Raw genomic sequence first — 21234 nt, 5'->3', positions numbered from 1 at the left:
CGTGACCAGCCTTTTGCTCCGCAACGTCCGGCCGATGGCCGGCGCGAACTGCGACATCCTCGTCAAGAACGGCAAGATCGCCGGCCTCGGCCGCTTCGAGCCGGAGCCCGGCATGGCGGTGGAGGACGGCAGCGGCGCCATCGCCATCCCCGGCCTGATCGACGCGCACACCCATCTCGACAAGACGACATGGGGCATGCCCTGGCACGTCAACAACCGGGCGGCGGTGTTGCGCGGGCGCATCGATTTCGAGCGCGAGCATCGCACCGAGATCGGTATCGATCCGCACCGTCAGTCCATGCGCCACGCCATCGGCCTGGCGGCGCACGGCGCCAGCCATATCCGCAGCCATGTCGACATCGACACCACGCACGGCCTGTCCATCGTCGAAGGCGTGTGGAAGACGCGCGAAAAGCTCGCCGGCATCATCGACATCGAGATCGTCGCCTTCCCGCAGTCGGGCGTCATGGTCATGCCGGGTACCGTCGAACTGCTCGATGAAGCGCTGCGGCAGGGCTGCGAGGTGCTGGGCGGCATCGACCCCTGCGGCATCGACCGGGACCCGAAGGGCCAGCTCGACGCACTCTTTGCGCTGGCGGTGAAGCACGGCCGGCCGATCGATATCCATCTGCACGAGGTCGGCGACCTCGGCGCCTTCACCATGGAACTGATGTTCGAGCGCATCCGCGCCAACGGCATGCAGGGTAAGGTCGCCATCAGCCACGCCTTCGCGCTCGGCATGAACGACTATCTGCGCGTCGGCCAGCTGATCGAGGAACTGGCCGCCCTCGACGTCGCCATCCTCACCACCGGCGCGCCATCGGCCACGGTGCCGTCGATCATGCGGCTCAAGGAAGCCGGCATCCGCGTCGGAGGCGGCTGCGACGGTATCCGCGACACCTGGGGGCCGTGGGGCCAGCCCGACATGCTCGACCGCGCCAAGGTGATCGGCATGAAGAACGGCCTGCGCAGCGACAACGACCTGGCGCATCTGCTGTCGGTCGTCTCGCAGGGCGGCGCCGACGTCATGCGCATCGAAGGCTACGGCATCGCCGAAGGCTGCAACGCCGACTTCACCCTTCTGACCGGCGAGACGCTGGCCCATGCCGTCGTCGACGTGGCGCCGCGCCCGCTGGTGGTCAAGGGCGGCCGCGTCGTCGCCCGACAGGGCAAGGCCGTGGTGGACATGCCATGAGCGCGACCGGCCCCGATACCCTGCCGCTGGGCCGCCGGCCCGAAGGGCGCACGCTTTTGACGGCGAGCTGGGTGCTCGGCCACAAGGACGGCGCCCATCGGCTGTTGCGCAACGGCGAGGTGGTATTCGAGAACGGCGAAATCCTGTTCGTCGGCCACGGCTTTTCAGGCGAGGTGGCGCGCCGCGTCGACTTCGGCGAGGCGCTCGTCAGCCCCGGCCTGATCGACCTCGACGCGCTGTCGGACCTCGACACCACCATCCTCGGCATCGACCATCATCCCGGCTGGGCCAAGGGCCGCGTGTGGCCGCGCTCCTATATCGAGCGCGGGCCGTATGAAATGTATTCGCCCGACGAACTGGCGTTCCAGAAGCGGTTCGCCTTCGGCCAGCTTCTGCTCAACGGCATCACAACGGCAGCGCCCATTGCCTCGCTGTTCTACCGCGAGTGGGGCGAGACGGTCGCCGAATTCGACGCCGCCGCCGACGCGGCCGGCGAACTCGGCCTCCGAGTCTACCTCAGCCCCGCCTACCGCTCCGGCGGCATGGTGCTGGAGGAGCCCGGCCGCATGGAGCCGGTGTTCGACGAGGCGCGCGGCCTTGCCGGGCTCGCAGACGCCATCGCCTTCATCGAACGGCAGGACGGCCGCCATGGCGGGCTGGTGCGGGGCATGCTCGTTCCCGACCGGGTGGAAACCTCGACGCTCGGCCTGCTTGAGCGCACGGACGCCGCCGCTCGCGACCTCGGCTGCAAGATTCGCCTGCATATGGCGCAGGGCGGCATGGAAGTCGATACGGTGCGCAAGCTGCATGGCTCCACGGCACCCGTATGGCTGGCGCGCGCCGGGCTGCTGAGCGACCGGCTGATCGCGCCGCACGCCACCAACGCCACCGAAGAAGACCTCGGGCTCTATGCCGAGCACGGCGTCTCCATCGTCCATTGCCCGCTGGTTTCGGCGCGTGGGGGCAGCACGCTCAATTCCTTCTCCGCCTGCCGCAAGCGCGGCATCAACATCGCCATGGGCACGGACACCACGCCGCCCGACATGCTGATGAACCTGCTGGTCGGGCTGATCGCCTGCCGCGTCAACGACCGGGCGCCTGACAGGATACGCTGCGCCGACCTGTTCGACGCCGCGACGCTCGGCGGGGCGAGGGCGCTCGGCCGCGACGACCTCGGCCGGCTTGCGCCCGGTGCCCGCGCCGACATCGCCGTGTTCGGGCTGGACGACGTGGCGATGGCGCCCTCCATCGACCCGATCACCACGCTGGTTGTCGGCGGTTCGGGCAAGGTCACGCGCGCCACCTTCGTCGATGGCCGCGTCGCCATGCTGTCCGGCAAGGTCGCCGGCATCGACATGGCCGCCGCGCGCAGGCAGGCGCAGGCGCAGTACGACCGCCTGATCGCCAAGTATCCCGAGCGAAGCTGGGGCAATCCCCCGGTGGCCGAAATCTTCCCGCCGAGCTATCCGATAGAGGACGACGCACATGGGTGAGACAGCCAGCGAGCCGATCCTTCAGGTCCGCAACCTCAAAGTCGAGTTTCCCGGACGGCGCGGCGTGGTGACGGCGCTGTCGGACGTCGCGCTGGATATCCGGCCGGGCGAGATCCTCGGCGTCGTCGGCGAATCGGGCGCGGGCAAGTCGATGACCGGGCTGGCGATCCAGGGCCTGCTCGAATATCCGGGGCGCATCGCCGAAGGCGAAATCCGTCTCGGCGGGCGGCGCATCGACAATCTCGACGACCGCGCGCTGGAAAAGATCCGCGGCCGCGAGATCGGCGCCATCTTCCAGGATCCGCTGACCTCGCTGAATCCGCTGTTCACGGTCGGCGCGCAGCTGGAGGAAACGATCCGCCAGCATCTCGGACTCGGCAAGGCGGAGGCGAGGGAGCGGGCGGTCGCCTTGTTGCAGGATGTCGGCATTCCCTCGCCGCGCGAGCGCGTCGACCAGTATCCGCACCAGTTCTCCGGCGGCATGCGGCAGCGCGTGGTGATCGCGCTGGCGCTGGCCGCGTCGCCCAAGCTCATCATCGCCGACGAGCCGACGACGGCGCTGGACGTGTCGATCCAGGCGCAGATCATTTCGCTGCTGCGCAAGCTGTGCAAGGAAAAGCAGACCGCCGTCATGCTGGTGACGCACGACATGGGCGTCATCGCCGAGGCGGCCGACCGCGTGGCGGTGATGTATGCCGGCCGGCTGATCGAGATCGGCCCGGTCGAGCAGGTGCTGCGCGCACCCGCCCATCCCTATACGCGCGGGCTGATGGCCTCGATCCCGACGCTCGGCGCGCGTGTCGAACGCCTCAACCAGATCGACGGCTCGATGCCGCGGCTGGACGCCATTCCAGCTGGCTGCGCCTTCAACCCGCGCTGCACGTCGGCCGGGCCGCGCTGCACGCGCGAACGGCCCGAACTCGCGCCGGTCGGCCACGGCATGAGTGCGTGCTGGCTGAACGCGGGAGGGATCGCCTGATGACCACGACCAAAACGAAACCGGCGCTGACCGTCGAGCATCTCGTCAAGACGTTCGACGTCTCGGCGCCCTGGCTCAACCGGGTGATGGAAGGCAAGCCGCGCCAGCTCCTGCAAGCGGTCAACGACATCAGCTTCGCCGTTCCGGCCGGCGGCTGCCTCAGCCTTGTCGGCGAGAGCGGCTGCGGCAAGTCGACGGTGGCACGGCTGGTGACCGGGCTGCATAAATCCGACAGCGGCGAGATCCGCTTCGCACCGGGCCGGAGCGGCGCGCCGCTGTCCGCCCAGATGATTTTCCAGGACCCTTATGCCTCGCTCAATCCGCGCTGGCGGGTGAAGAACATCATCGCCGAGCCGTTGCGCGAACTGAAACTGCGCAAGACCGCCGCCGAAATCGGCGACCGGGTGGAGGAACTGCTCCTGACGGTCGGCCTGTCGCCGTCCGACGGGGAAAAATTCCCGCACGAGTTTTCCGGTGGCCAGCGCCAACGCATTTCCATCGCGCGGGCGCTCGCCAGCGAGCCGGAATTCCTCGTCTGCGACGAGCCGACATCGGCGCTCGACGTCTCCGTGCAGGCGCAGGTGCTGAACCTGATGCGCCGGCTCCAGGACGAATTCGGCCTCACCTACCTGTTCATCAGCCACGACATGAGCGTGGTGCGCCACATGTCCGACCGCATCGCGGTCATGTATCTCGGCCGCATCGTCGAGGAAGGTGACACCGAGACGATCTTCGCCGATCCGCGCCATCCCTATACGCAGCTGCTGTTGCAGACGATCCCCAACATCGAGGAGCCGAACCGCGACCGCGTCGTCGTGCCGGGCGAAGTGCCGAGCCCGCTCAAGCCGCCATCCGGCTGCACCTTCCATCCGCGCTGCCCGCTGGCGACGGCGCGCTGCTCGGCCGAGGTTCCGGCGGTGCGCACGCTTTCCAGCAACACGCGTGTCGCCTGTCACCTGGTGGAAGACGTGCCGGTGCCGGCCTGATCCTCAGGCGGAGAAAGCCAGGGCTGCCCTGAGGTCGTTGGAGGGGCGGCGAATCTCGTTGAGGTCGAGTTCGGACTCCACATGCTCCAAATGATGCTCCATCAGCCGGATCGCCTTTTCGGCGTCGCCTTTGGCGATCGCTTCGACGATCTCGGCGTGCTCGTCCGGCCCGCAGTTGAAGCGGTTGTTGTTGCGGTAGACGGCGGTGATGAGCGAGGTGCGCGCGATCAGGTCGCGCATGGTGCCGAACAGGAAGTCGGAGCCGACGATTTCGGCGAGCAGCAGGTGGAAGCCGCCCGACAGCTTGATGATATCGGTCGTCATGTCCTTCTCGTTGGCGAGCCTCTCCTTGGCGACATGGTTGCGCAGCCGGGTGAGGTCGGCCTTGGTGTTGGCCTCGCAAAGCCGCTCGACGACGCGGCGCTCGACGCAGCGGCGCACGTGGAAGACGTCCTTGGCATCGTCGACCGACGGCTGGCAGACAAAGGCGCCGCGGTTGGGGATGATCGTCACCAGCCCGTCGCGCTCGAGGGCGACCAACGCCTGGCGCACGCGCGCGCGGCTGACGTCGAAGATGGAGGCAAGCTGCTCTTCCTTGAGCTGGACGCCGGGGCGCAGGCGCCGCTCGGCGATGGAGAGCCAGACGCGCTCAACGATCTGCTGTGTCGATATTTCGATTCGCTCGGTCATTTCCGTCTCCGCCGTGATGCAGACAAGCGTCATGGGAAAATAAATGTCAATCGGCAGCGCTCGCAATTTTGAGAGCATTATTGTAGACAATAATATAGGTTTATTGTACATAAAATCAAATCGTATCGGGAGCCGCCACATGGAGTTCGATTTCACGGCGCTGGAGCCGGAAGGCCGGTATCGGCTGCTGACGAACTTCGTCGGCCCGCGCCCGATCGCGCTGGTGACGACGCGCTCGGCCGCCGGCCACGACAATGCGGCGCCGATGAGCTTCTTCAACGTTTTCTCGCACGATCCGCCGATCGTGGTGCTGGGCATCCAGCCGCGCCTGAACGGCGACGAGAAGGACACCGTCGCCAATATCCGACGCACTGGCGAATTCGTCGTCAACATGGTGGACATGGCACTGTCGCAGCAGATGCTCATTTGCGGGCTCGGTTTCGGCAGCGAGATCGACGAGTTGAAGATGGCCGGGCTGCGAGCCGGGGCGTGCAGCAAGATCGGCGTCAGCTATGTCGCCGACGCGCCCTGCTCGATGGAGTGCCGGGTGGAGCGGTTGATCGACTATCCGCGCCGCGTGCTGGTGCTCGGCGAAGTGGTCAATATGCACGTCCGGCGCGACTGCCTCGACGCCGAGGGCCGCTACGTCAATCCCGACGTCTACCAGCCGATCGCCCGCCTGCACGCCGACAACTACATCACCTCCGACCGCCAGCTCGTCCTGAAGGCTCCGCCGATCAGCGATTTCGCCAATCCCCCCGCCAGCCGGCGGCGTTGAAAGATTTGCCCGTGCATATTCTTCTCATCAATCCCAATTCCACCGCATCCATGACCTCGCTGGCGCACGAAAGCGCGCTGCGCGTGGTGCAGCCGACGACGCGCGTCAGCGCGGTCAACCCGCAGGGGACGCCCGTCAGCATCGAAGGCGCCGCCGACGAGGCGCTGTCGGTTCCCGGCATGCTGGCCGAAATCCGCAAGGGCGAGCGCGACGGCGTCGATGCCTATGTGATCGCCTGCTTCGACGATCCGGGCCTGCACGCGGCGCGCGAAATCGCGCGCGGACCGGTGATCGGGATCTGCCAGGCCGGCATCCAGGTCGCCATGACCGTTAGCCGGCGGTTTTCGGTCGTCACCACCTTGCCGCGCTCCATTCCCATCATCGAGGAACTGGTGAGCGCCTACGGTGCCGAGCGCCATTGCCGCAATGTGCGCGCCATCGACCTGCCGGTCCTCGGCCTGGAGGAAGACCCCGAGCGCTCGGAACGCCTGCTGGTGGCCGAGATCGCCAAGGCGAAGAAGGAAGACCGCGCCGAAGCCATCGTGCTCGGCTGTGCCGGCATGTCGGCGCTGTGCGAGCGGCTGACGCTGGCGACCGGCATTCTGGTCATCGACGGCGTGACGGCGGCGGTGAAGTTCGCCGAGGCATTGGTCGGCGCCGGTTACGCGACCTCCAAGGTCGGCGGCTATGATTTCCCAACCGTCAAGACGCCGGTCGCGCTCCACAAGGACATGGTGCGCGATTCGGCTTAACGGACGGCTGGCGCGTCGGGTCAGCGCCCGGTGCTCGCCAGCAGTCCGCGCCGCTCGGCATACCGCTTGAGGATATCGGCGGTGTCGCCGCGCGTCGGCGGCGCTTGCAGGTCGGCCCTTACGGCAACGGCTTCCAGGTGTCGCAGCATCAGTTCCTCCGCCGCGCTGGTGTCGCCGGCCTGCAAGGCCGCGATGATGCGCTCGTGCTCGTCCACGGCGCATTCGGAGGAATGGTCGCGGGCGAAGCGGGCGAGGATCAGCGAGCCGCGCGAGACGATTTCGCGCACGAAGCGCGTCAGTGACGGCGAGCCAGTCAGTTCCGCAAGCAGGATGTGGAACTCGCCAGCCAGCCGGATCGACGCCGGCCCGCCGACGGACTGCGCCTGCTTTTCCTGCTCCACATGGGCGCGAAGCCGGCCGCAATCCCGCTCGCTGAGTTGGCCTGCCAGCCGGTGCACGACCTCCGCTTCGAGCATGCGCCTGAGCGCGAAGATGTCGCGCGCATCCTCCGCCGTCGGCTCCGATACGGACGCGCCCTTGTTGGCCTGCAATTCGATCAGGCCGTCGCCGCGCAATTGCTGAAGTGCTGCGCGCACGCTGGTGCGGCTGACGGCGAACTGTTCGGCGATCACGTCTTCCGAAAGCTTGGTTCCGGGCCGGAGCGCCTGTTCGAGAATCGCTTCGCGCAGGGCGCTGTAGACGAGATCGGCGCGGCTCTGTTTCGGCTCCACGGCATCGGCTCCGGCTGCTTGGCCACGGGACTGGAGAATCGGCTTGGCCACCCATTCGAAATCACAATAGCAGACAATTTTCAAAAGGCGGTGTTGCCGGCTGCACGCCATTATTGTACACAATAGATGTGTGCATTCGTGACAGCCAAAGAATGCGAACGAAGGGCGCACGCAACGGTTCAAACGGGAGGAACTTCATGAACAAGAGCCTATTGTCGGCAAGCGCTGCGTGCGCACTGGGCCTGCTCGGCGCGCTGGCGCCGGCCGTTTCCCACGCCGATACGCTGGACACGGTCAAGCAGCGCGGCAAGCTGATTTGCGGCGTTTCGCTGGCCACGCCGGGCTTCGCCGCGCCCGACGACAAAGGCCGCATGGGCGGCTTCGACGCCGACATCTGCCGCGCCGTCGCGGCCGCCGTCTTCGGTGACGGCGACAAGGTGGATTTCGTGCCCACCAACATCAACACCCGCTTCCAGGCCCTGCAATCGGGCGAGATCGACGTGCTGTCCAGGCAGACGACGCAGACCTTCTCGCGCGACGCCTCGCTCGGCCTCGATTTCGGCCCCGCCGTCTTCTACGACGGCCAGGGCCTGATGGTGCCGAAGGACCTCGGCGTGTCCAGCGCCAAGGAACTGAAGGACGCGGCGATCTGCACGTTGCCCGGCACCACGACGGCGCAGAACCTCACCGATTTCTTCGGCGCGCAGGGCGCGAAGTTCGAGATGGTGGTGTTCGAGAGCCCCGACGAGAACCGCGCCGCCTTCTACAGCGGCCGCTGCCAGGCGATCTCATCCGACCGTTCCGACCTAGCCTCGATCCGCGCCGTCGCCAACAATCCCGACGATTACGTGGTGCTGCCGGAGACGATCTCGAAGGAGCCGCTGGCGCCGGCCGTCCGGCAGAACGATTCCAACTGGCGCGACATCGTTTCCTGGACGGCATGGATGCTGATGGCGGCCGAGGAAAAGGGCATCACCCAGGCCAATGTCGACGAGAAGCTGAAGAGCGACGACGCCGAGGTGCAGCGCATGCTGGGCGTCACCGACGACCTTGGCCCGATGCTCAAGCTCGACAAGGCCTGGGGCTACAACGTCGTCAAGGCCGTCGGCAACTACGGCGAGGTGTTCGAGCGCAACCTGGGCGAAAAGACCAAGCTCGGCATGACGCGCGGCCCCAACACGCAGTGGAACAAGGGCGGCCTGCTCTACGCTCCGCCGTTCCGCTGAAGACGCCGGCTTGCGCCCGCCTCGCGCGCGCAGGCCGCCCTCGTCAAATCCTTCCGGCGGCGGTGTCGCGATGGCATGGATCAATGACGCGCGCTATCGCGCGGTTTTCTATCAGGTGCTGGCGATCGCGGCGGTTGCCGCGCTCGCCTGGTCGATGTTCGCGACCGCCAGCGCCAATCTCGCAAAGCAGGATATCGCCACCGGCTTCGGCTATCTGTCCAGGCAGGCCGGCTTCGTCATCAGCGAAGCGGCCATAGACTACAAGCCGACCGACAGCGTCGGCCGCGCGCTGCTGGTCGGCATCGCCAACACCGTCAAAGTGTCGCTGCTGGCGGCGCTGTTCGGAACGGTCGTCGGCTTCGCCGTCGGCATCGGGCGCATGTCGCGCAATCCGCTGCTCCAGCGGCTGATGTTGTCCTACATCGAATTGCTGCGTAACGTGCCGCTGCTGCTCTACCTGCTGTTCTGGTACGCGCTCATCATCAACGTGCTGCCGCCGGTGCGCTCGGCGCTGACGATCGGGCCGCACGTCTATCTTTCCAACAGCGGGCTGGCGCTGCCGGCTTTCTCGCTCGACGGCGGCTGGGCGATGCCGCTGGCGGCGCTCGTCGTCGGGCTCGCCATGGCGTTCGTGGTGAGGCGCGCCTCGCTCAGGCGGCGCCTCGCCACCGGCCGGGTCAATGCCGGCGGGTGGATCGCGCTGGCCGTCGCCGTCCTGCCGCTCGCCGCCGTCTGGCTGGCGGGGGGGCTCGCCGTCAGCTGGGACATTCCCGAGGCCGGCCGTTTCCGTATCACCGGCGGCGCGCAGGTGCGGCCGGAATTCGTCGCGCTGCTGTTCGGGCTGGCGCTCAGCGTCTCGGCCACCGTCGCCGAGATCGTGCGCGCCGGCGTCCAGGCGGTCGGCAAGGGCCAGTGGGAGGCGGCCAGCGCGCTCGGCCTGCCGCGCCGCCGCACCATGCGCCTCGTCGTGCTGCCGCAGGCCATGCGGCTGATGGTGCCGCCTTTGACCAACACCTATCTCACCGTCTTCAAGAACAGTTCGCTCGCCATCGCCATCGGCTATCCGGACCTCGTGATGGTGTCCAATACGGTGATGAACCAGACCGGACAGGCGATGGAAACCATCGCCATTTTCATGGCCGTCTATCTCGGCCTGTCGGTCGCCATTTCGCTCGTCATGAATTGGTACAACCAGCGCGTCGCGCTGAAGGAGCGTTGACCGTGACCGATCTTCCCCTCTCGATGGATCGGCAATCGCCGCCGCTGCGCCGGTCCGGCTGGACCCGCACCTGGTTCGGCACGCCGCTCAACAGCGCGATAACGCTGATCTGCGGCGCGGCGCTTCTGTTTCTCGCCAAAGAGGCGATCGGCTGGCTTTTCCTGCATGCCACCTTCGAGGGCACGCCGGAGACGTGTAAGGCGGTGTCGGGCGCCTGCTGGCCGTTCCTGACGGCGAAGCTGCGCTACATGCTGTTCGGCTTCTATCCCTACGAGGAACAGTGGCGGCCGCTGGTGGCGCTTCTCCTGTTTTTCGGCGGCGCGCTGGCGTCTATGGCGCCGAGCCTGTGGGGCAGGGCGCTGCTCGCCGCCTGGGCGTTGGTGCTGGTGCCGGCGCTCGCCGTCCTGATGGTCGGCGGCGTGTTCGGCCTCGCCTACGTGCCGACGACGCAATGGGGCGGCCTGCCGCTTTCCTTCATGCTGGCCTTCATCGGGCTCGCCATCGCCCTGCCGCTCGGCATCGGACTCGCGCTATCGCGCATTTCCGCCATGCCGGCGATCCGCGTCCTGGCGATCGGCTTCATCGAGATCGTACGCGGCGTGCCGCTCATCAGCATCCTGTTCATGGCGACAGTGATGTTGCCGCTGTTCATGCCGGACGGCGTCACCATCGGCAAACTGCTGCGCGCGCAGGTCGCCATCATCATTTTCGCCGCCGCCTATATCGCCGAGATCGTGCGCGGCGGCTTGCAGGACGTGCCGAAAGGCCAGGCCGAGGCCGGCTCGGCGCTCGGCCTCGGCTACTGGCTGGTGATGCGCAAGATCGTGCTGCCGCAGGCGATCAAGAAGGTCATCCCGCCGCTGGTCGCGTTGTTCATCGGCTTCTTCCAGGACACGACGCTGGTGACGATCATCGGCCTCGTCGATTTCCTCGACACGGTGCGCTCGGCCATGCGCGATCCGGCCTGGCAAGGCATCGCCGTGCTCGAAGGTTACCTCTTCGCGGCCGCCGTCTATTTCGTCTTCAGCGCGCTGATGGGCGCCTACAGCCGCTTCCTCGAACGCCATTTCAGGACGACGCATGACTAGCACCATAAAGGTTCTCCGCAATGTCGAGACGTAGTCGCCTATGACGCGACGGATTTCGTCCATGGCGGCGGCCGCAACCGCAGGGTCATGCCGGCTTGATCAGCATCTATTGCCATTCTGGTGAAGAGCCGATCGCCAAGGGCCTCATTCTGGCATAGGGGAACAATATTCAGTAACCCAATGCCAGCCCGTCTTTTCTCTGGTCGGAGCCACCGATCAGGACGCCGCGTTGATGGTCGATCCAGACAGCCTGGGCGCCGCCCAGAGGGGTCGTGGCCGTCTCGACCTTGTGCCCGGCCTCGGTCAAGTAGCTGACGACTTCGGGAGGGACATTCGCCTCCACTTGAACCAGATCGCCATAGCCAAACATTCGCGGTGCATCGATTGCCGCCTGAAGGTCCAACCCTTCTTCAAGAAGGCCGATCAGCAAGGCTGCATGCCCCGCAGCCTGATATTGTCCGCCCATGACGCCGAATGGCATCACCACTTTCTTGTTTTGCATCAGCATGCCGGGGATGATCGTATGCATCGGCCTTTTGCGGGGCGCCAGGCAGTTCACATGCATGCTGTCAAGATTGAAGCTGGTGCCTCGGCATTGAAGCATCACGCCGCTCTTAGGGGCCAGAATCGTCGAGCCGAAGGGGACGAAAAGCGAGTTGATGAACGAGACCGCAAGCCCGTCCTTATCGACGACGGACAGGCAGATTGTGTCTGTCTCCCAGGGCGCGATCTGCGCGAGCGCTTGCGGAGCGGGCGCCTGGCAATAGTCACGCACGGCCCTGACCGACCCTTCGGAGAGAAATTCTCCGATGCTGATACGCATCGCCTCGGGGTCGGTAATGCCCAGGTTGCGCAGATGGTAAGCCTGTTTCGTCGCCTGGATATACAGATGCGCGCGCAGCTTCGGATCTTTTGCGTCTTTCCACGGAGCCCAGTCCCCGAGAGCCGCGAGGATGAGAAGTGCGGTGGCGCCCTGGCCGTTGGGAGGACATTCCAGGAGATCGTAGCCGGCAAACCGACCTGACAACGGTGTCACGAAATCGGCAGCCTGGGCGGCCAGATCGTCTTGGTTCTGCGGGCCTCCCAGCGCCGTGAGCGTAGCGACGATGTCGTCCGCGACGGCGCCGTCGTAGAAGCCGGCCCTACCCCTGCGGCCGATCTCCCGAAGCGTGTCCGCCAGTTCGGGCTGCCGATGGGTATCCCCGCAGCGCGGCGGTTTCCCGCCCGGAAGGAACCGGGCGCTTGTGACCGCATTGCGCGCCAGCCTGCCGGCGTGCTGCGCCCAATCATGCGCGACGCGAGGGGCGACGGCATAGCCGTCCTGCGCTCGGTTCGCGGCCGGCTCCATAAGCGCGTCAAGCCCGAGCTTGCCGAACCTTTCATGCAATCGGCACCAGGCGTCGACCGCGCCAGGGATGGTAACCGCCAGCGGGTCGTTGTCGGCGATCGCGGTCAGCGAGCGCCTGCCGGCGGCTTCCAGGGATGCGCCGGCAGCGGAGTATCCCGATCCGTTGATTGCGATCGGTTCCTCGCCCGGCCGTGCGACGATCGCGAAACAGTCGCCGCCGATGCCCGTCATCGCGGGCTCGACAACGCACAGCATCGCGCTCGCGGCAATGGCCGCGTCGATCGCGTTGCCGCCCCGCCGCAGCACCTCGATACCGGTCAGCGAAGCGTCCGGGTGCGACGTCGCGATCATCGCATTGGTGCCGTATGCGGCAGACCGCCCTTTCAGAAAATCCCTCGCCATCAGGTGCTCTCCCCCTCGTTTTCGTCTCTGGTCGTGATCGGCGGTACTTCCATGCCTGCCGTCAGGAACGGAATGAGGTGCGCGATCGCGGCTTCCGGATCGGACATGTTGAGATCGTCGCCCAGCAGCCGCTGGAGCCGACCGCTGTCGGCGCGGACATACATCATCGCTCCGAAAACGCAGGCAAGTCGCCAAAACAAGTCCTCACGCGACAGGTCGGGACAGGCACGTTTGAAGGCATCGACGAACCGGCTCGAAACCGGATCGTACAGTTCGTAGACGATGCGCCGAACTTCCGGAGACGGGTCCACGGAGGACCTGCCGGACAGCTTCCGGAACATCTCCGCGCCGGGCGAGGTGCTGGCGCGGAAGGCAGGTTCCAGGAATGCCCGCAGGACCTCGCCGACGGCCGGCCGGCCGGCCGAGCGCGCCATCAACTCTTGCAACAAGGCCTCCCGGTCCGCGTTGACCGGACCGACCCGCCGCTCGAACACGGCGCGGAACAGCCCTTCCTTCGACCTGAAGTAGTAGTTCGCGGCCGCAAGGTTCACGCCCGCCTCGGTCGTGATGGTCCGGAGCGACACGCCGTGAAATCCATGCTCGGCAAACAATCTTTCCGCCGCATCGAGGAGGCGATCCTGGGCATCCGGCCCTGCTTCGTTTGGGTGCATCACATTTCCAAACATATGATTGAAACGAACGTTTGACACACAAGATACAATCTGTAATGTCAGGCCAACCTGCCACGGTCAAGTGGCGTCGACGGGAGAATTTGCATGGGCCGATATGTAACGCTGACCTCCAACTCCGGGCAGGGCCGGCCCGACGAGGCGGTGCTGAGGCCGATTACGGACGACAGCGTCAAGGAATTTACGGCCGAGCACATTGAACTCGGCGAGGCTGCGACCCTGAAGCTCGCAGTTCCGTCCCGGTCGGATGGATACTTGTTCGTGTTGGCGGGCGAAATCGAGCTCACCTGTGCAGATGAATCAAGTGTTTGCGGGCTCCATACATTCGTGGGGCTGCCCGAGGGGACCGAGATCTCCCTGGCGAACAGATTTGGAGCCAAAGCCGGGTTGCTCTACCTTCATACGCAGGAAGACGCGCGAGGCGGCGTCCTTCAAGGGTTGGGAGGCGTCGCGATCACTCCCCTGGCAAGTGCCCCAAGCGTTTACGTTGCCGATCAGAAAAAGAACCGGACCTATTTCGTTTCCAAGGAAGCGGCCCGATCTGAGCGGGCGCACGTGATGGTGGTCGGTTATGAAAAGCAGACCATTACGCCGATGCATCATCATCCGAATGCGGAAAGCATCTTCATCATGCTCTCCGGCAGCATCCGATTTTCGATCGATGGCGACGATGTCGTTCTGAACCCTGGGCAGGCAGCATTCTTCGCTTCCAACGATCGGCATGCGCTTTGCTGCGCCGAAGGGGTGGAGGCCGCAAGCTTCCTTGAATTCCACATTCCGGCATCGTTTTCGACCGTGAAGTAGATGCTTCAACCCGTTTTCGAACGGAACGCCAAGAAAGATTTAAGGACCAGGGAGGAGCCTGAATGCCTAAAATAGTCCACTCGCGGACATCGCCGGGAAATCGGCCTGTGCCTCGTATTGCCGGGTTCTTCCGCAGAACGCTTGTCACGTTGGTTGCGGCCTCTTGTCTGGCATCGCCGACCTTCGCCCAGGAGAACCCCGTCGTCATCGGCGTGAGCTCCCGGAGTTTCAATCCCGGCTTTTCCAATATGTGGATCGGTATTCCACTCGGGCTCTACGGCGACAAGATCGCGCCGTCCGCTGTCGGTACCCAGGGGGCCGCCGAAAATCTTCAGCTCATGCTGTCCGGCCAGGTCACCATGAGCACAGGCACGCAGGACGTGATTCTCAATGCTGCGGCGGAAGGGCGGCGGCTGCCGGTCGTTATGCCATGCGTCTACCTGCGTGGCCTTATTCACCGCGTGTCCGTCGCTCCCGACAGCGAGATCAGGTCCTACGCCGATCTCAAGGGCAAGCGCATCGGCGTGCCGACTTTGGCCTATGGCGGCGTCGGCTATCTGAATTTTGCCACTCATCATGTCGGCTTGTCCGTCGATGATTTTCAGCTGGTTGCTGTAGGCGACGGTCAGCAGGCCGCAGCCGCGCTCGCCTCTGGCGAGGTCGATGCGCTGGTCAATGCGGATGTCGATGTTGCCCGAATCCAGAAGCTGGGCGTTCCCCTGCGCGTCGTCGAGCCGCCGGAATCCTTGCAAGGCGTTGCGAGCGCCTACGTCTTTGCCTTCTCAAAACCCTGGTTCGAAGGCCACAAGGACCAGGCTGCGGAACTGTTGAAAGGCATGATCCGGGCAATCGTCGTTATGCTGGAAAACCCTGAGGCCGCCGTGCGGATCAGCTATTTCATGCACCCAGAGGCCATCCCGTCGGGGATAAGCTTCGACAAGGCGGTCGCCGATGCCGTCGAGACGATCAATATCCGAGCTCCGGCGATCGAGCGCGAGGTCGGCGGAAGCAATCGGTGGTGCGACTTTCCCGACCAAGGCTGGGAATCTTTCGCCAAGATGCTCGGCATCGACGGAAAGGTGGACCCCCGAGACTTCTACACTGACGAACTGATTGCGGCTGTGAACGATATCAACGAGCCCGAGCTACGCAAATGGGCGCGGGAGCTCCAGGTTCCGGAAGGCGAGGTTGCCATCAAGAGCTGGCTTGCAGTGCAGAAGCCGCCACTCTGACCGGGATAGTGACCATGAGCGAGGAATTGCTGGTTCGGGATCGAACCATGCGGGACACAGTCATCACTGCGCGTGGGCTGAGCAAGATCTACAAGTCTAAACGGGAGGGCCTCGTCGAGGCTCTCGCACCGACGGACTTTACGGTCAAACGGGGAGAATTCATCTGTCTCGTCGGCCCGTCCGGTTGCGGAAAATCGACCCTGCTGAAGATTTTGGCGGGGATCATTCCACAGTCCGGCGGAGACTTTCAGATCCATCACGACGCCCGGAAAAAGATCAACTGCGATGTCGGTCTGGTGTTCCAGGCCCCGGTGCTGCTGCCTTGGCGCACGGTGATCGAAAACACCATGCTGCCCGCGGAAGTGCTGGAGATGGATTTGGGGCACGCCCGCGAACGGGCTTCGGACTTGCTGAGGATGGTCGGGTTGAACGGCTTCGAGACGTCCTATCCGGGTGAACTCAGCGGCGGCATGCAACAGCGCTGCGCAATCACGCGCGCCCTGCTGCATGATCCCTCGCTTCTCTTGATGGACGAGCCGTTCGGAGCGCTCGATGCCATGACGCGTGATACGATGAACCTCGAACTGCAGCGCATCTGGGCCGAAAGCGGCAAGACAATCTTCCTGATCACGCATTCGATTCCTGAAGCCGTGTTCCTTGCCGATCGCATCTTCGTCATGAGCCCGAGGCCTGGAAGGGTCGTCGATGAAATTCGCCCTGAGCTGCCGCGGCCGCGAGGCTTGAGAAGCACCACGACGCCGGAGTTCGGAGCCGCCGTGCGCCGGATCAGAGAACTGCTTGGACTGGAAGCTGGTGACCGCCCCTATGTCGATTGAGAGCAACATGACACGGCAAGAAATTGAGCCAGCGCAGAGCTGGATCAGCCGGGCGAGCGGCAAGCTGACCGGCCTGGCGAGCTTCCTCGGACTTCTCGCATTGATCGAAATCTGGACCTGGTTCTTCGAGGTTCCGAGCTACATCTTCCCGCGTCCAAGCGAAGTGCTCTCGGCGCTGGTTGCCGGTTTCTGGGCCCCGGTCTTCGCCCGTTCGTCCTACTATATCCATATTGCCACGACCGCGACGGAAGCGCTTGCCGCCTTCTTCATCGGGAGTGGGCTTGGTATCGCCGTTGGCGCGTTGATCATCCAGTTTCCATTCCTGAAACGGCACCTGCTGCCTTATTTCATCGGCCTGCAGAGCGTGCCCAAGGTTGCTTTGGCGCCTCTGTTCGTCGTCTGGTTCGGCCTCGGCATGTCGTCAAAGGTGGTGCTCGGCGTCCTGTTGACTTTCTTCCCCCTGATGATCAACACCGCCGCTGGTCTGGCGGGTGTCGAGCGCGAGCGTCTCGAGCTATTGCAAAGCCTGAGGGCTTCGCCGTGGAAGACATTTCGTCTCGTAAAGCTGCCCAGCGCGCTGCCTTACATATTCGCCGGTCTTGAAATGGCGGCGGCGTACTCGGTTTTGGGTGCTGTAGTGGGCGAATTCGTAGGTGGTACAAGCGGCCTCGGCGTTCTCATTTTGAACCGAAACGCGGCGCTCGATATCGCCGGGGCGATCGCGGCGCTGGTTATCCTTGCCCTGATGGGTATCGGGCTGCAGCGGCTGGTCGTCCTGTTGCGCAACCGATTGCTGTTCTGGGCGCCATCACCGGAGACTTTTCCGTCGGAGCGCGGACAGCAAAAGTAATCGTCCCGTCCCGAGCGGTAGGCGCGATCATCATCGCGTTGCTCTTCCGATCGTCATCATCGTCAAACTCGCTCGATCATGAACGTCGGGCGGCTCCAGGAGAATATCATGTCCGATCAGCGCTTTGTCGTCGCAGCTCCGAAGCTCGCAACATTACCGGTTGTGGGCGACACGGGACTCTTTCCGGTTCGGCGCATCTATTGCATCGGCCGCAACTATGTCGCGCATGTCCGCGAGATGGGGGGGGACGAAGCGCGAGATCCACCGATCATTTTTCAAAAGCCGGCGGATACGATCATGCCTGACGGAAGCGATGTGCCCTATCCGAAGATGACGGATGACTTCCACTACGAATTGGAGCTGGTGGTAGCGATGAAATCCGGAGGCTACGACATCCCCGAGTCCGAAGCCCTCAATCACGTCTTTGGTTATGGCATCGGCCTTGACATGACGCGCCGTACCGTCATCGACGCTCCTGCCCGCCCCAACCTTCCCTGGGAGCTGAAAAAGTCGTTCGATCAATCCTGCCCCTGCGGCCCCATCCATACGGTCGAAGACGTTGGCCATATCGATACCGGCGCCATTCAACTGGTGGTGGATGGCGATATCCGACAGGATTCCGATCTCGGTCTGATGATCTGGCGCACTCCAGAAATCATCGCCAACCTCTCGAAGTATTTCTCTCTCGAAGCCGGGGATATCATCATGACAGGCACGCCGAGCGGCGTCGGGCCGGTTGTTCCCGGAAACAAGCTTGTCGGGTCGATCGCCGGTCTGGGTGCGATAACGATAAATATTACAAACTGATTTGAGAGGGAGCGATGCGTCGCCTTTCCTCGGCGCCGTTTTGGAACAGGATCAAATTGACGCTGAATTTCCGTTGGCCTGCGCGACATCGCGAAAGGCCGTTGTCCAGGCGAATCTTTCGCGCCAATGTCGCCAGCTTGCGGGTTCTGCCAGCAGGATGACGAGGCGCGCCCGGATCTGGGTTGCCGCGGCGGCCCGTCCTCGATCGACATGAAGGCAACTTGCAGATCCTGTTCCGGCCGTGGAGTGTCAAGATTGAGGCGGGCCTCCATCTTGTGCAGATGTTACGCCATCAGCGCGGTCGCGCCATTTCGGCCTGCCGATGTACCTCGATACAATTTGTGCATCACTTCAGAGTCCGGATATGAGCAGGACGTCAAGGCTCAATCTGCAGCCCGTATGGTCGCGCGCTAAGCTGAGGGGAACTTTGAGCAAGTCTTGCCCGGTCCGTGGGGCTCCATATGAACGACAGTTTTCGTGGAATGATGGCCTCGCGCCCTCATATCAGTCGTTTAGTGGTGCTTGGACGCCTCCCGAACGGACATTGCTTTTGTGCAGAGGTGGCAATGACGAAGCCACCAGGGGTTTCTCAATTTAGCGACTGGCGGCGCGGCGGCGGCGCGGGATGGTGCGCTTCTAGCGTCGCCGCCGCTTCCGAGCGGCCGGTTGCGCGCAGCCGTTCCAGATAGGCTGCCAGTTCGCCGCGGCAGTGGAACGGCCCACCCTCGCGCATCACCGTCACCAGCGGATCGACATCGCCGTCGCTCTTCAAGGCCATTTCGGTGCGCCAGTCTTCCAGCAGGCGACTGGCATGGTTGACCACGTCCGGACGCGAGGCCGAAAGATCGTTCTGCTCGTGCGGATCCTCGCTCAGGTTGAAGAGGCTGACCGGGCCGAAATCCTTGTAGCCGTCGTGATAGGTGCGCAGCATCAGCCAGTCGGCGCCATCGAGGCGGAAGCGCACGCTGCGCTGCACCGCCCAGGCGCCTTGGCTAAGCACCAGGAAGTCACGGCCACCATCCTTGCCCTGCTTAAGCGCGGGCGCGAAGGATTGTCCGTCCCATACGGCGGGCACGGTCCCGCCGAGTCGGTCGATCAGCGTCGCTGCCCAGTCGAAATGGTAGTGCAGGCCGTTGTTGACGCCACGCATGTCCGCCGCGCCCGGCCAGCGGATTATCAAAGGCACGTTGCAAGTGTATTCGTCGGCGGTCTGATGGTCGCCCCAGACGTTCAACTCGCCGAGATTCTCGCCGTGATCGGCGCCGATAACGATAATGGTGTTGTCGAACAGGCTCTGCCGCTTCAATTCCTCGACAATGAGGCCGACATGATGGTCGGCATAGAGTACACCGGTGTCGTAGCCGTCGAACCAGGCTTTCACGCGCGCCATGTCGCTGATCGGAGAGGGCATGCGGCGATAGCCCGAGCCGCCCGGCGCGACGTCGAAACCGGACGGTTCCTGCGGAGAATGCGGGCCGTAGCCGGCGTGACTGTGCTTGAACACTGCTTCCGTCATCCATTTGGGCAACGGGTCGTTGGCGAACGGATCGCCAAAACTTTCCGGCGCGCGGTAGGGCGTGTGCGGGTCCCAGACGTTGACGTGCAGGAACCACTTTTCGCGGCTGCCGTTGCGCTTCAGCCAGTCGAGCGCCAGCCCCGTCACCTCGTCGGCGTTCTCCATGCCGGCCTTGCCGGGATTGATGATCTCGCTGAAGCCGGCATACCAGTGCCAGCAGCCGTGCCGTTCGCCGAAGCTGGAAATCGTCGTGGTGTGATAGCCGAGGTCGCGCAGCGCGCGCATCCAGCCTTCCTCGTAGAAGGTGCCGGCCCAGGCGCGCTCCGCGCCCTCGCGGAACGGCTCGCAGGCGGTGCCGCCATGGCCGACGACGCCGGTGCGCATACCGTGCCGTCCGCTCCACAGCGCTGTGCGCGAAGGATGGCAGGGCACGTCGGAGACATAGACGTTCTCGAAACGTATGCCGTCGCTGGCCAGGCCGTCGATCACCGGCGAGGTGTTGCGATGGTATCCATAGCAGCCGAGATGGTCGCGCCGCAGGCTGTCGATGTCTATGTAGAGAACGTTCATGTTTTACTCGCCGCTGGAAAATAGTTGTCCGGAGGCCCGGTATCGCCGGGCCTCCGATGCCGCAATGAAGGTCAGGCTTCGACGTACATGTCGCCGAGATAGTAGTCCTTCGGATCGAGCGCCGTATCGAACTTGCCGAAGGTCTTGAACAGCTCGTTCATGGTGGAGAACCAGCCGTTCACGGTGCCGTCCTTGGTGAGTTTCACCAGCTCGGCCGAAGTCATGAAATTGCCGTAGCCGGCTTCGGTCTTGAGCTGGTCCGCGGGTATGCCAAGCAGCTTCGAGGTGGTCTCGATCGCCTTGTCCTGGTTGGCGGCCCGGTAGTCCGCGGCTTCCTTGATGGCACCGATCACCTTCTTCACCAGGTCCGGATTGCTCTCGACCAATTCGTTGCGGGCGATGAAGGCGCTGGGGAAGGTGTTCTGCGGATAGAAATCTTTGTTCTTCGCCAACTCGACCAGGTCCGGAACGTTCTTCTGGATGATGCCGACGAAGGGATACCATATGCCGGCGGCGTCGACCTGCTTCGACGAGAATGCGGCCACGACGGTGCTCGGGTCCATCTCGACGATGTTCAGGTCGGTCATGGCCATGCCGGCCTTCTGCAGCGCGAGCCTGAGCAGCATGTCGCCCGAGGTTCCGGCGGGTATCGCGACCTTCTTGCCCTTCAAGTCGGCGATGGAGTTGATGCCGGCCTGCGCGATCACCCGGTCGGAGAAGCCGACGTCGTTGACTGCGATGATCTTGGCCTTGCCGGTCGCAGGCAGCCAAAGCGCGCCCGGCCCGATATAGCCGAAGTCGAGGCTGTTGGCGCCGAGCGCCTGCACCTGGATCGGGCCGTTGGTGAAGACTTTGATGTCGGCGTCGACGCCATGCTTGGCGTAGAAGCCCTGTTCACTGGCGACCGCGGCGATGCTCGCGCCCCAGAAATCGCCGTTGTAGCCGATGCGGGCCGGAATGCCTTCCGCCTTTGCCGACATACCTCCCGCGGCGAAAGCGGCCGCGACGGCCGACGAGGCAAGGAAGCCCCTGCGTGTCATTCT

Annotated in this window: 20 protein-coding genes; 14 read left to right on the top strand and 6 right to left on the bottom strand. The window is 64.3% G+C overall.

Going from position 1 to position 21234, the window contains the following annotated elements; all coding sequences use genetic code 11:
• Position 1: 1 nt before the first annotated feature.
• Genes FGU64_RS10150 through FGU64_RS10135 form a run of 4 tightly spaced genes read left to right on the top strand, consistent with a single transcriptional unit; the run spans position 2 to position 4653 of the window.
• Complete coding sequence (locus FGU64_RS10150) at positions 2-1195, top strand: amidohydrolase family protein (protein WP_139953142.1); 1194 nt, start codon at positions 2-4, stop codon at positions 1193-1195.
• A complete protein-coding gene (locus FGU64_RS10145) occupies positions 1192-2688 on the top strand; it encodes an amidohydrolase family protein (protein ID WP_139953140.1) in 1497 nt (498 codons plus the stop codon). Before FGU64_RS10150 ends, FGU64_RS10145 begins: the two co-directional genes overlap by 4 nt.
• A complete protein-coding gene (locus FGU64_RS10140; protein WP_139953138.1) occupies positions 2681-3667 on the top strand; it encodes an ABC transporter ATP-binding protein in 987 nt (328 codons plus the stop codon). The genes FGU64_RS10145 and FGU64_RS10140 overlap by 8 nt, the downstream gene beginning before the upstream one ends.
• The gene (locus tag FGU64_RS10135) at positions 3667-4653 is read left to right on the top strand and encodes an oligopeptide/dipeptide ABC transporter ATP-binding protein (protein WP_136359754.1); all 987 of its coding nucleotides are present in this window, start codon (positions 3667-3669) and stop codon (positions 4651-4653) included. Before FGU64_RS10140 ends, FGU64_RS10135 begins: the two co-directional genes overlap by 1 nt.
• Positions 4654-4656: 3 nt before the next feature.
• Here FGU64_RS10135 and FGU64_RS10130 read toward each other — a convergent pair whose 3' ends face one another.
• Complete coding sequence (locus tag FGU64_RS10130) at positions 4657-5343, bottom strand: GntR family transcriptional regulator (protein WP_139953135.1); 687 nt, start codon at positions 5341-5343, stop codon at positions 4657-4659.
• Positions 5344-5482: 139 nt separating this feature from the next.
• On the opposite strand from FGU64_RS10130, the gene FGU64_RS10125 reads away from it, so the two are divergent.
• Positions 5483-6121: a flavin reductase family protein gene (locus FGU64_RS10125; RefSeq protein ID WP_136359756.1), complete on the top strand. Its 639-nt coding sequence runs from the start codon at positions 5483-5485 to the stop codon at positions 6119-6121.
• Positions 6122-6132: 11 nt separating this feature from the next.
• Complete coding sequence (locus FGU64_RS10120) at positions 6133-6873, top strand: aspartate/glutamate racemase family protein (RefSeq protein ID WP_139953133.1); 741 nt, start codon at positions 6133-6135, stop codon at positions 6871-6873.
• A 20-nt stretch (positions 6874-6893) separates the two neighbouring features.
• Here the strand turns inward: FGU64_RS10120 and FGU64_RS10115 are convergent, their stop codons facing one another.
• Complete coding sequence (locus FGU64_RS10115) at positions 6894-7604, bottom strand: GntR family transcriptional regulator (protein ID WP_246671285.1); 711 nt, start codon at positions 7602-7604, stop codon at positions 6894-6896.
• 197 nt (positions 7605-7801) lie between these two features.
• Between FGU64_RS10115 and FGU64_RS10110 the strand changes: the two genes are divergently transcribed.
• The 3 genes from FGU64_RS10110 (at position 7802) to FGU64_RS10100 (ending at position 11137) form a co-directional block, all read left to right on the top strand.
• Positions 7802-8830: an amino acid ABC transporter substrate-binding protein gene (locus FGU64_RS10110; RefSeq protein WP_136359759.1), complete on the top strand. Its 1029-nt coding sequence runs from the start codon at positions 7802-7804 to the stop codon at positions 8828-8830.
• 70 nt (positions 8831-8900) lie between these two features.
• Positions 8901-10049, top strand: coding sequence for an ABC transporter permease subunit (locus FGU64_RS10105; RefSeq protein ID WP_139953131.1), 1149 nt, complete (start codon positions 8901-8903; stop codon positions 10047-10049).
• Between the two features lie 2 nt (positions 10050-10051).
• Positions 10052-11137, top strand: a complete 1086-nt coding sequence (locus tag FGU64_RS10100; RefSeq protein ID WP_246671284.1) for an ABC transporter permease subunit — start codon at positions 10052-10054, stop codon at positions 11135-11137.
• A 169-nt stretch (positions 11138-11306) separates the two neighbouring features.
• On the opposite strand, the gene FGU64_RS10095 is transcribed toward FGU64_RS10100, so the two are convergent.
• On the bottom strand, positions 11307-12887 hold the full coding sequence (locus tag FGU64_RS10095; RefSeq protein WP_139953129.1) for a gamma-glutamyltransferase family protein: 1581 nt from the start codon (positions 12885-12887) through the stop codon (positions 11307-11309).
• On the bottom strand, positions 12887-13558 hold the full coding sequence (locus FGU64_RS10090; RefSeq protein ID WP_168734582.1) for a TetR/AcrR family transcriptional regulator: 672 nt from the start codon (positions 13556-13558) through the stop codon (positions 12887-12889). The genes FGU64_RS10095 and FGU64_RS10090 overlap by 1 nt, the downstream gene beginning before the upstream one ends.
• A 105-nt stretch (positions 13559-13663) precedes the next feature.
• Between FGU64_RS10090 and FGU64_RS10085 the strand changes: the two genes are divergently transcribed.
• The 5 genes from FGU64_RS10085 to FGU64_RS10065 all read left to right on the top strand — a co-directional run bounded on the left by FGU64_RS10085 (position 13664) and on the right by FGU64_RS10065 (position 18105).
• Entirely contained in the window at positions 13664-14380 is a 717-nt protein-coding gene (locus FGU64_RS10085) for a cupin domain-containing protein (protein WP_139953126.1), read from the top strand.
• A gap of 107 nt (positions 14381-14487) precedes the next feature.
• Positions 14488-15612 (top strand): ABC transporter substrate-binding protein, encoded by a 1125-nt coding sequence (locus tag FGU64_RS10080; protein WP_180375678.1) that lies wholly within the window; start codon positions 14488-14490, stop codon positions 15610-15612.
• Between the two features lie 14 nt (positions 15613-15626).
• On the top strand, positions 15627-16448 hold the full coding sequence (locus FGU64_RS10075) for an ABC transporter ATP-binding protein (protein ID WP_210239066.1): 822 nt from the start codon (positions 15627-15629) through the stop codon (positions 16446-16448).
• The gene (locus tag FGU64_RS10070; protein WP_139953121.1) at positions 16411-17298 is read left to right on the top strand and encodes an ABC transporter permease; all 888 of its coding nucleotides are present in this window, start codon (positions 16411-16413) and stop codon (positions 17296-17298) included. Before FGU64_RS10075 ends, FGU64_RS10070 begins: the two co-directional genes overlap by 38 nt.
• 108 nt (positions 17299-17406) lie before the next feature.
• Positions 17407-18105: a fumarylacetoacetate hydrolase family protein gene (locus FGU64_RS10065; RefSeq protein ID WP_139953117.1), complete on the top strand. Its 699-nt coding sequence runs from the start codon at positions 17407-17409 to the stop codon at positions 18103-18105.
• A 589-nt stretch (positions 18106-18694) separates the two neighbouring features.
• On the opposite strand, the gene FGU64_RS10060 is transcribed toward FGU64_RS10065, so the two are convergent.
• Both FGU64_RS10060 and FGU64_RS10055 read right to left on the bottom strand, forming a co-directional pair.
• Entirely contained in the window at positions 18695-20191 is a 1497-nt protein-coding gene (locus FGU64_RS10060; RefSeq protein ID WP_139953113.1) for a sulfatase, read from the bottom strand.
• 71 nt (positions 20192-20262) lie between these two features.
• Complete coding sequence (locus tag FGU64_RS10055) at positions 20263-21231, bottom strand: aliphatic sulfonate ABC transporter substrate-binding protein (RefSeq protein ID WP_180375709.1); 969 nt, start codon at positions 21229-21231, stop codon at positions 20263-20265.
• Positions 21232-21234 lie beyond the last annotated feature (3 nt).

This window comes from Mesorhizobium sp. 8 (assembly GCF_006351905.1).
Lineage (GTDB): Bacteria > Pseudomonadota > Alphaproteobacteria > Rhizobiales > Rhizobiaceae > Mesorhizobium > Mesorhizobium composti.
Note: the sequence above shows the minus strand (reverse complement) of the source record. Positions and strands in the feature narration are given on the sequence as shown.

What these genes read in the sequence shown, in the direction of transcription:
- FGU64_RS10145 (WP_139953140.1), top strand. Translation starts at nt 1,192, where the DNA reads ATGAGCGCGACCGGCCCCGATACCCTGCCGCTGGGCCGCCGGCCCGAA.
- FGU64_RS10140 (WP_139953138.1), top strand. Translation starts at nt 2,681, where the DNA reads ATGGGTGAGACAGCCAGCGAGCCGATCCTTCAGGTCCGCAACCTCAAA.
- FGU64_RS10135 (WP_136359754.1), top strand. Translation starts at nt 3,667, where the DNA reads ATGACCACGACCAAAACGAAACCGGCGCTGACCGTCGAGCATCTCGTC.
- FGU64_RS10130 (WP_139953135.1), bottom strand. Translation starts at nt 5,343, where the DNA reads ATGACCGAGCGAATCGAAATATCGACACAGCAGATCGTTGAGCGCGTC.
- FGU64_RS10125 (WP_136359756.1), top strand. Translation starts at nt 5,483, where the DNA reads ATGGAGTTCGATTTCACGGCGCTGGAGCCGGAAGGCCGGTATCGGCTG.
- FGU64_RS10110 (WP_136359759.1), top strand. Translation starts at nt 7,802, where the DNA reads ATGAACAAGAGCCTATTGTCGGCAAGCGCTGCGTGCGCACTGGGCCTG.
- FGU64_RS10105 (WP_139953131.1), top strand. Translation starts at nt 8,901, where the DNA reads ATGGCATGGATCAATGACGCGCGCTATCGCGCGGTTTTCTATCAGGTG.
- FGU64_RS10095 (WP_139953129.1), bottom strand. Translation starts at nt 12,887, where the DNA reads ATGGCGAGGGATTTTCTGAAAGGGCGGTCTGCCGCATACGGCACCAAT.
- FGU64_RS10090 (WP_168734582.1), bottom strand. Translation starts at nt 13,558, where the DNA reads ATGCACCCAAACGAAGCAGGGCCGGATGCCCAGGATCGCCTCCTCGAT.
- FGU64_RS10085 (WP_139953126.1), top strand. Translation starts at nt 13,664, where the DNA reads ATGGGCCGATATGTAACGCTGACCTCCAACTCCGGGCAGGGCCGGCCC.
- FGU64_RS10075 (WP_210239066.1), top strand. Translation starts at nt 15,627, where the DNA reads ATGAGCGAGGAATTGCTGGTTCGGGATCGAACCATGCGGGACACAGTC.
- FGU64_RS10065 (WP_139953117.1), top strand. Translation starts at nt 17,407, where the DNA reads ATGTCCGATCAGCGCTTTGTCGTCGCAGCTCCGAAGCTCGCAACATTA.
- FGU64_RS10060 (WP_139953113.1), bottom strand. Translation starts at nt 20,191, where the DNA reads ATGAACGTTCTCTACATAGACATCGACAGCCTGCGGCGCGACCATCTC.
- FGU64_RS10055 (WP_180375709.1), bottom strand. Translation starts at nt 21,231, where the DNA reads ATGACACGCAGGGGCTTCCTTGCCTCGTCGGCCGTCGCGGCCGCTTTC.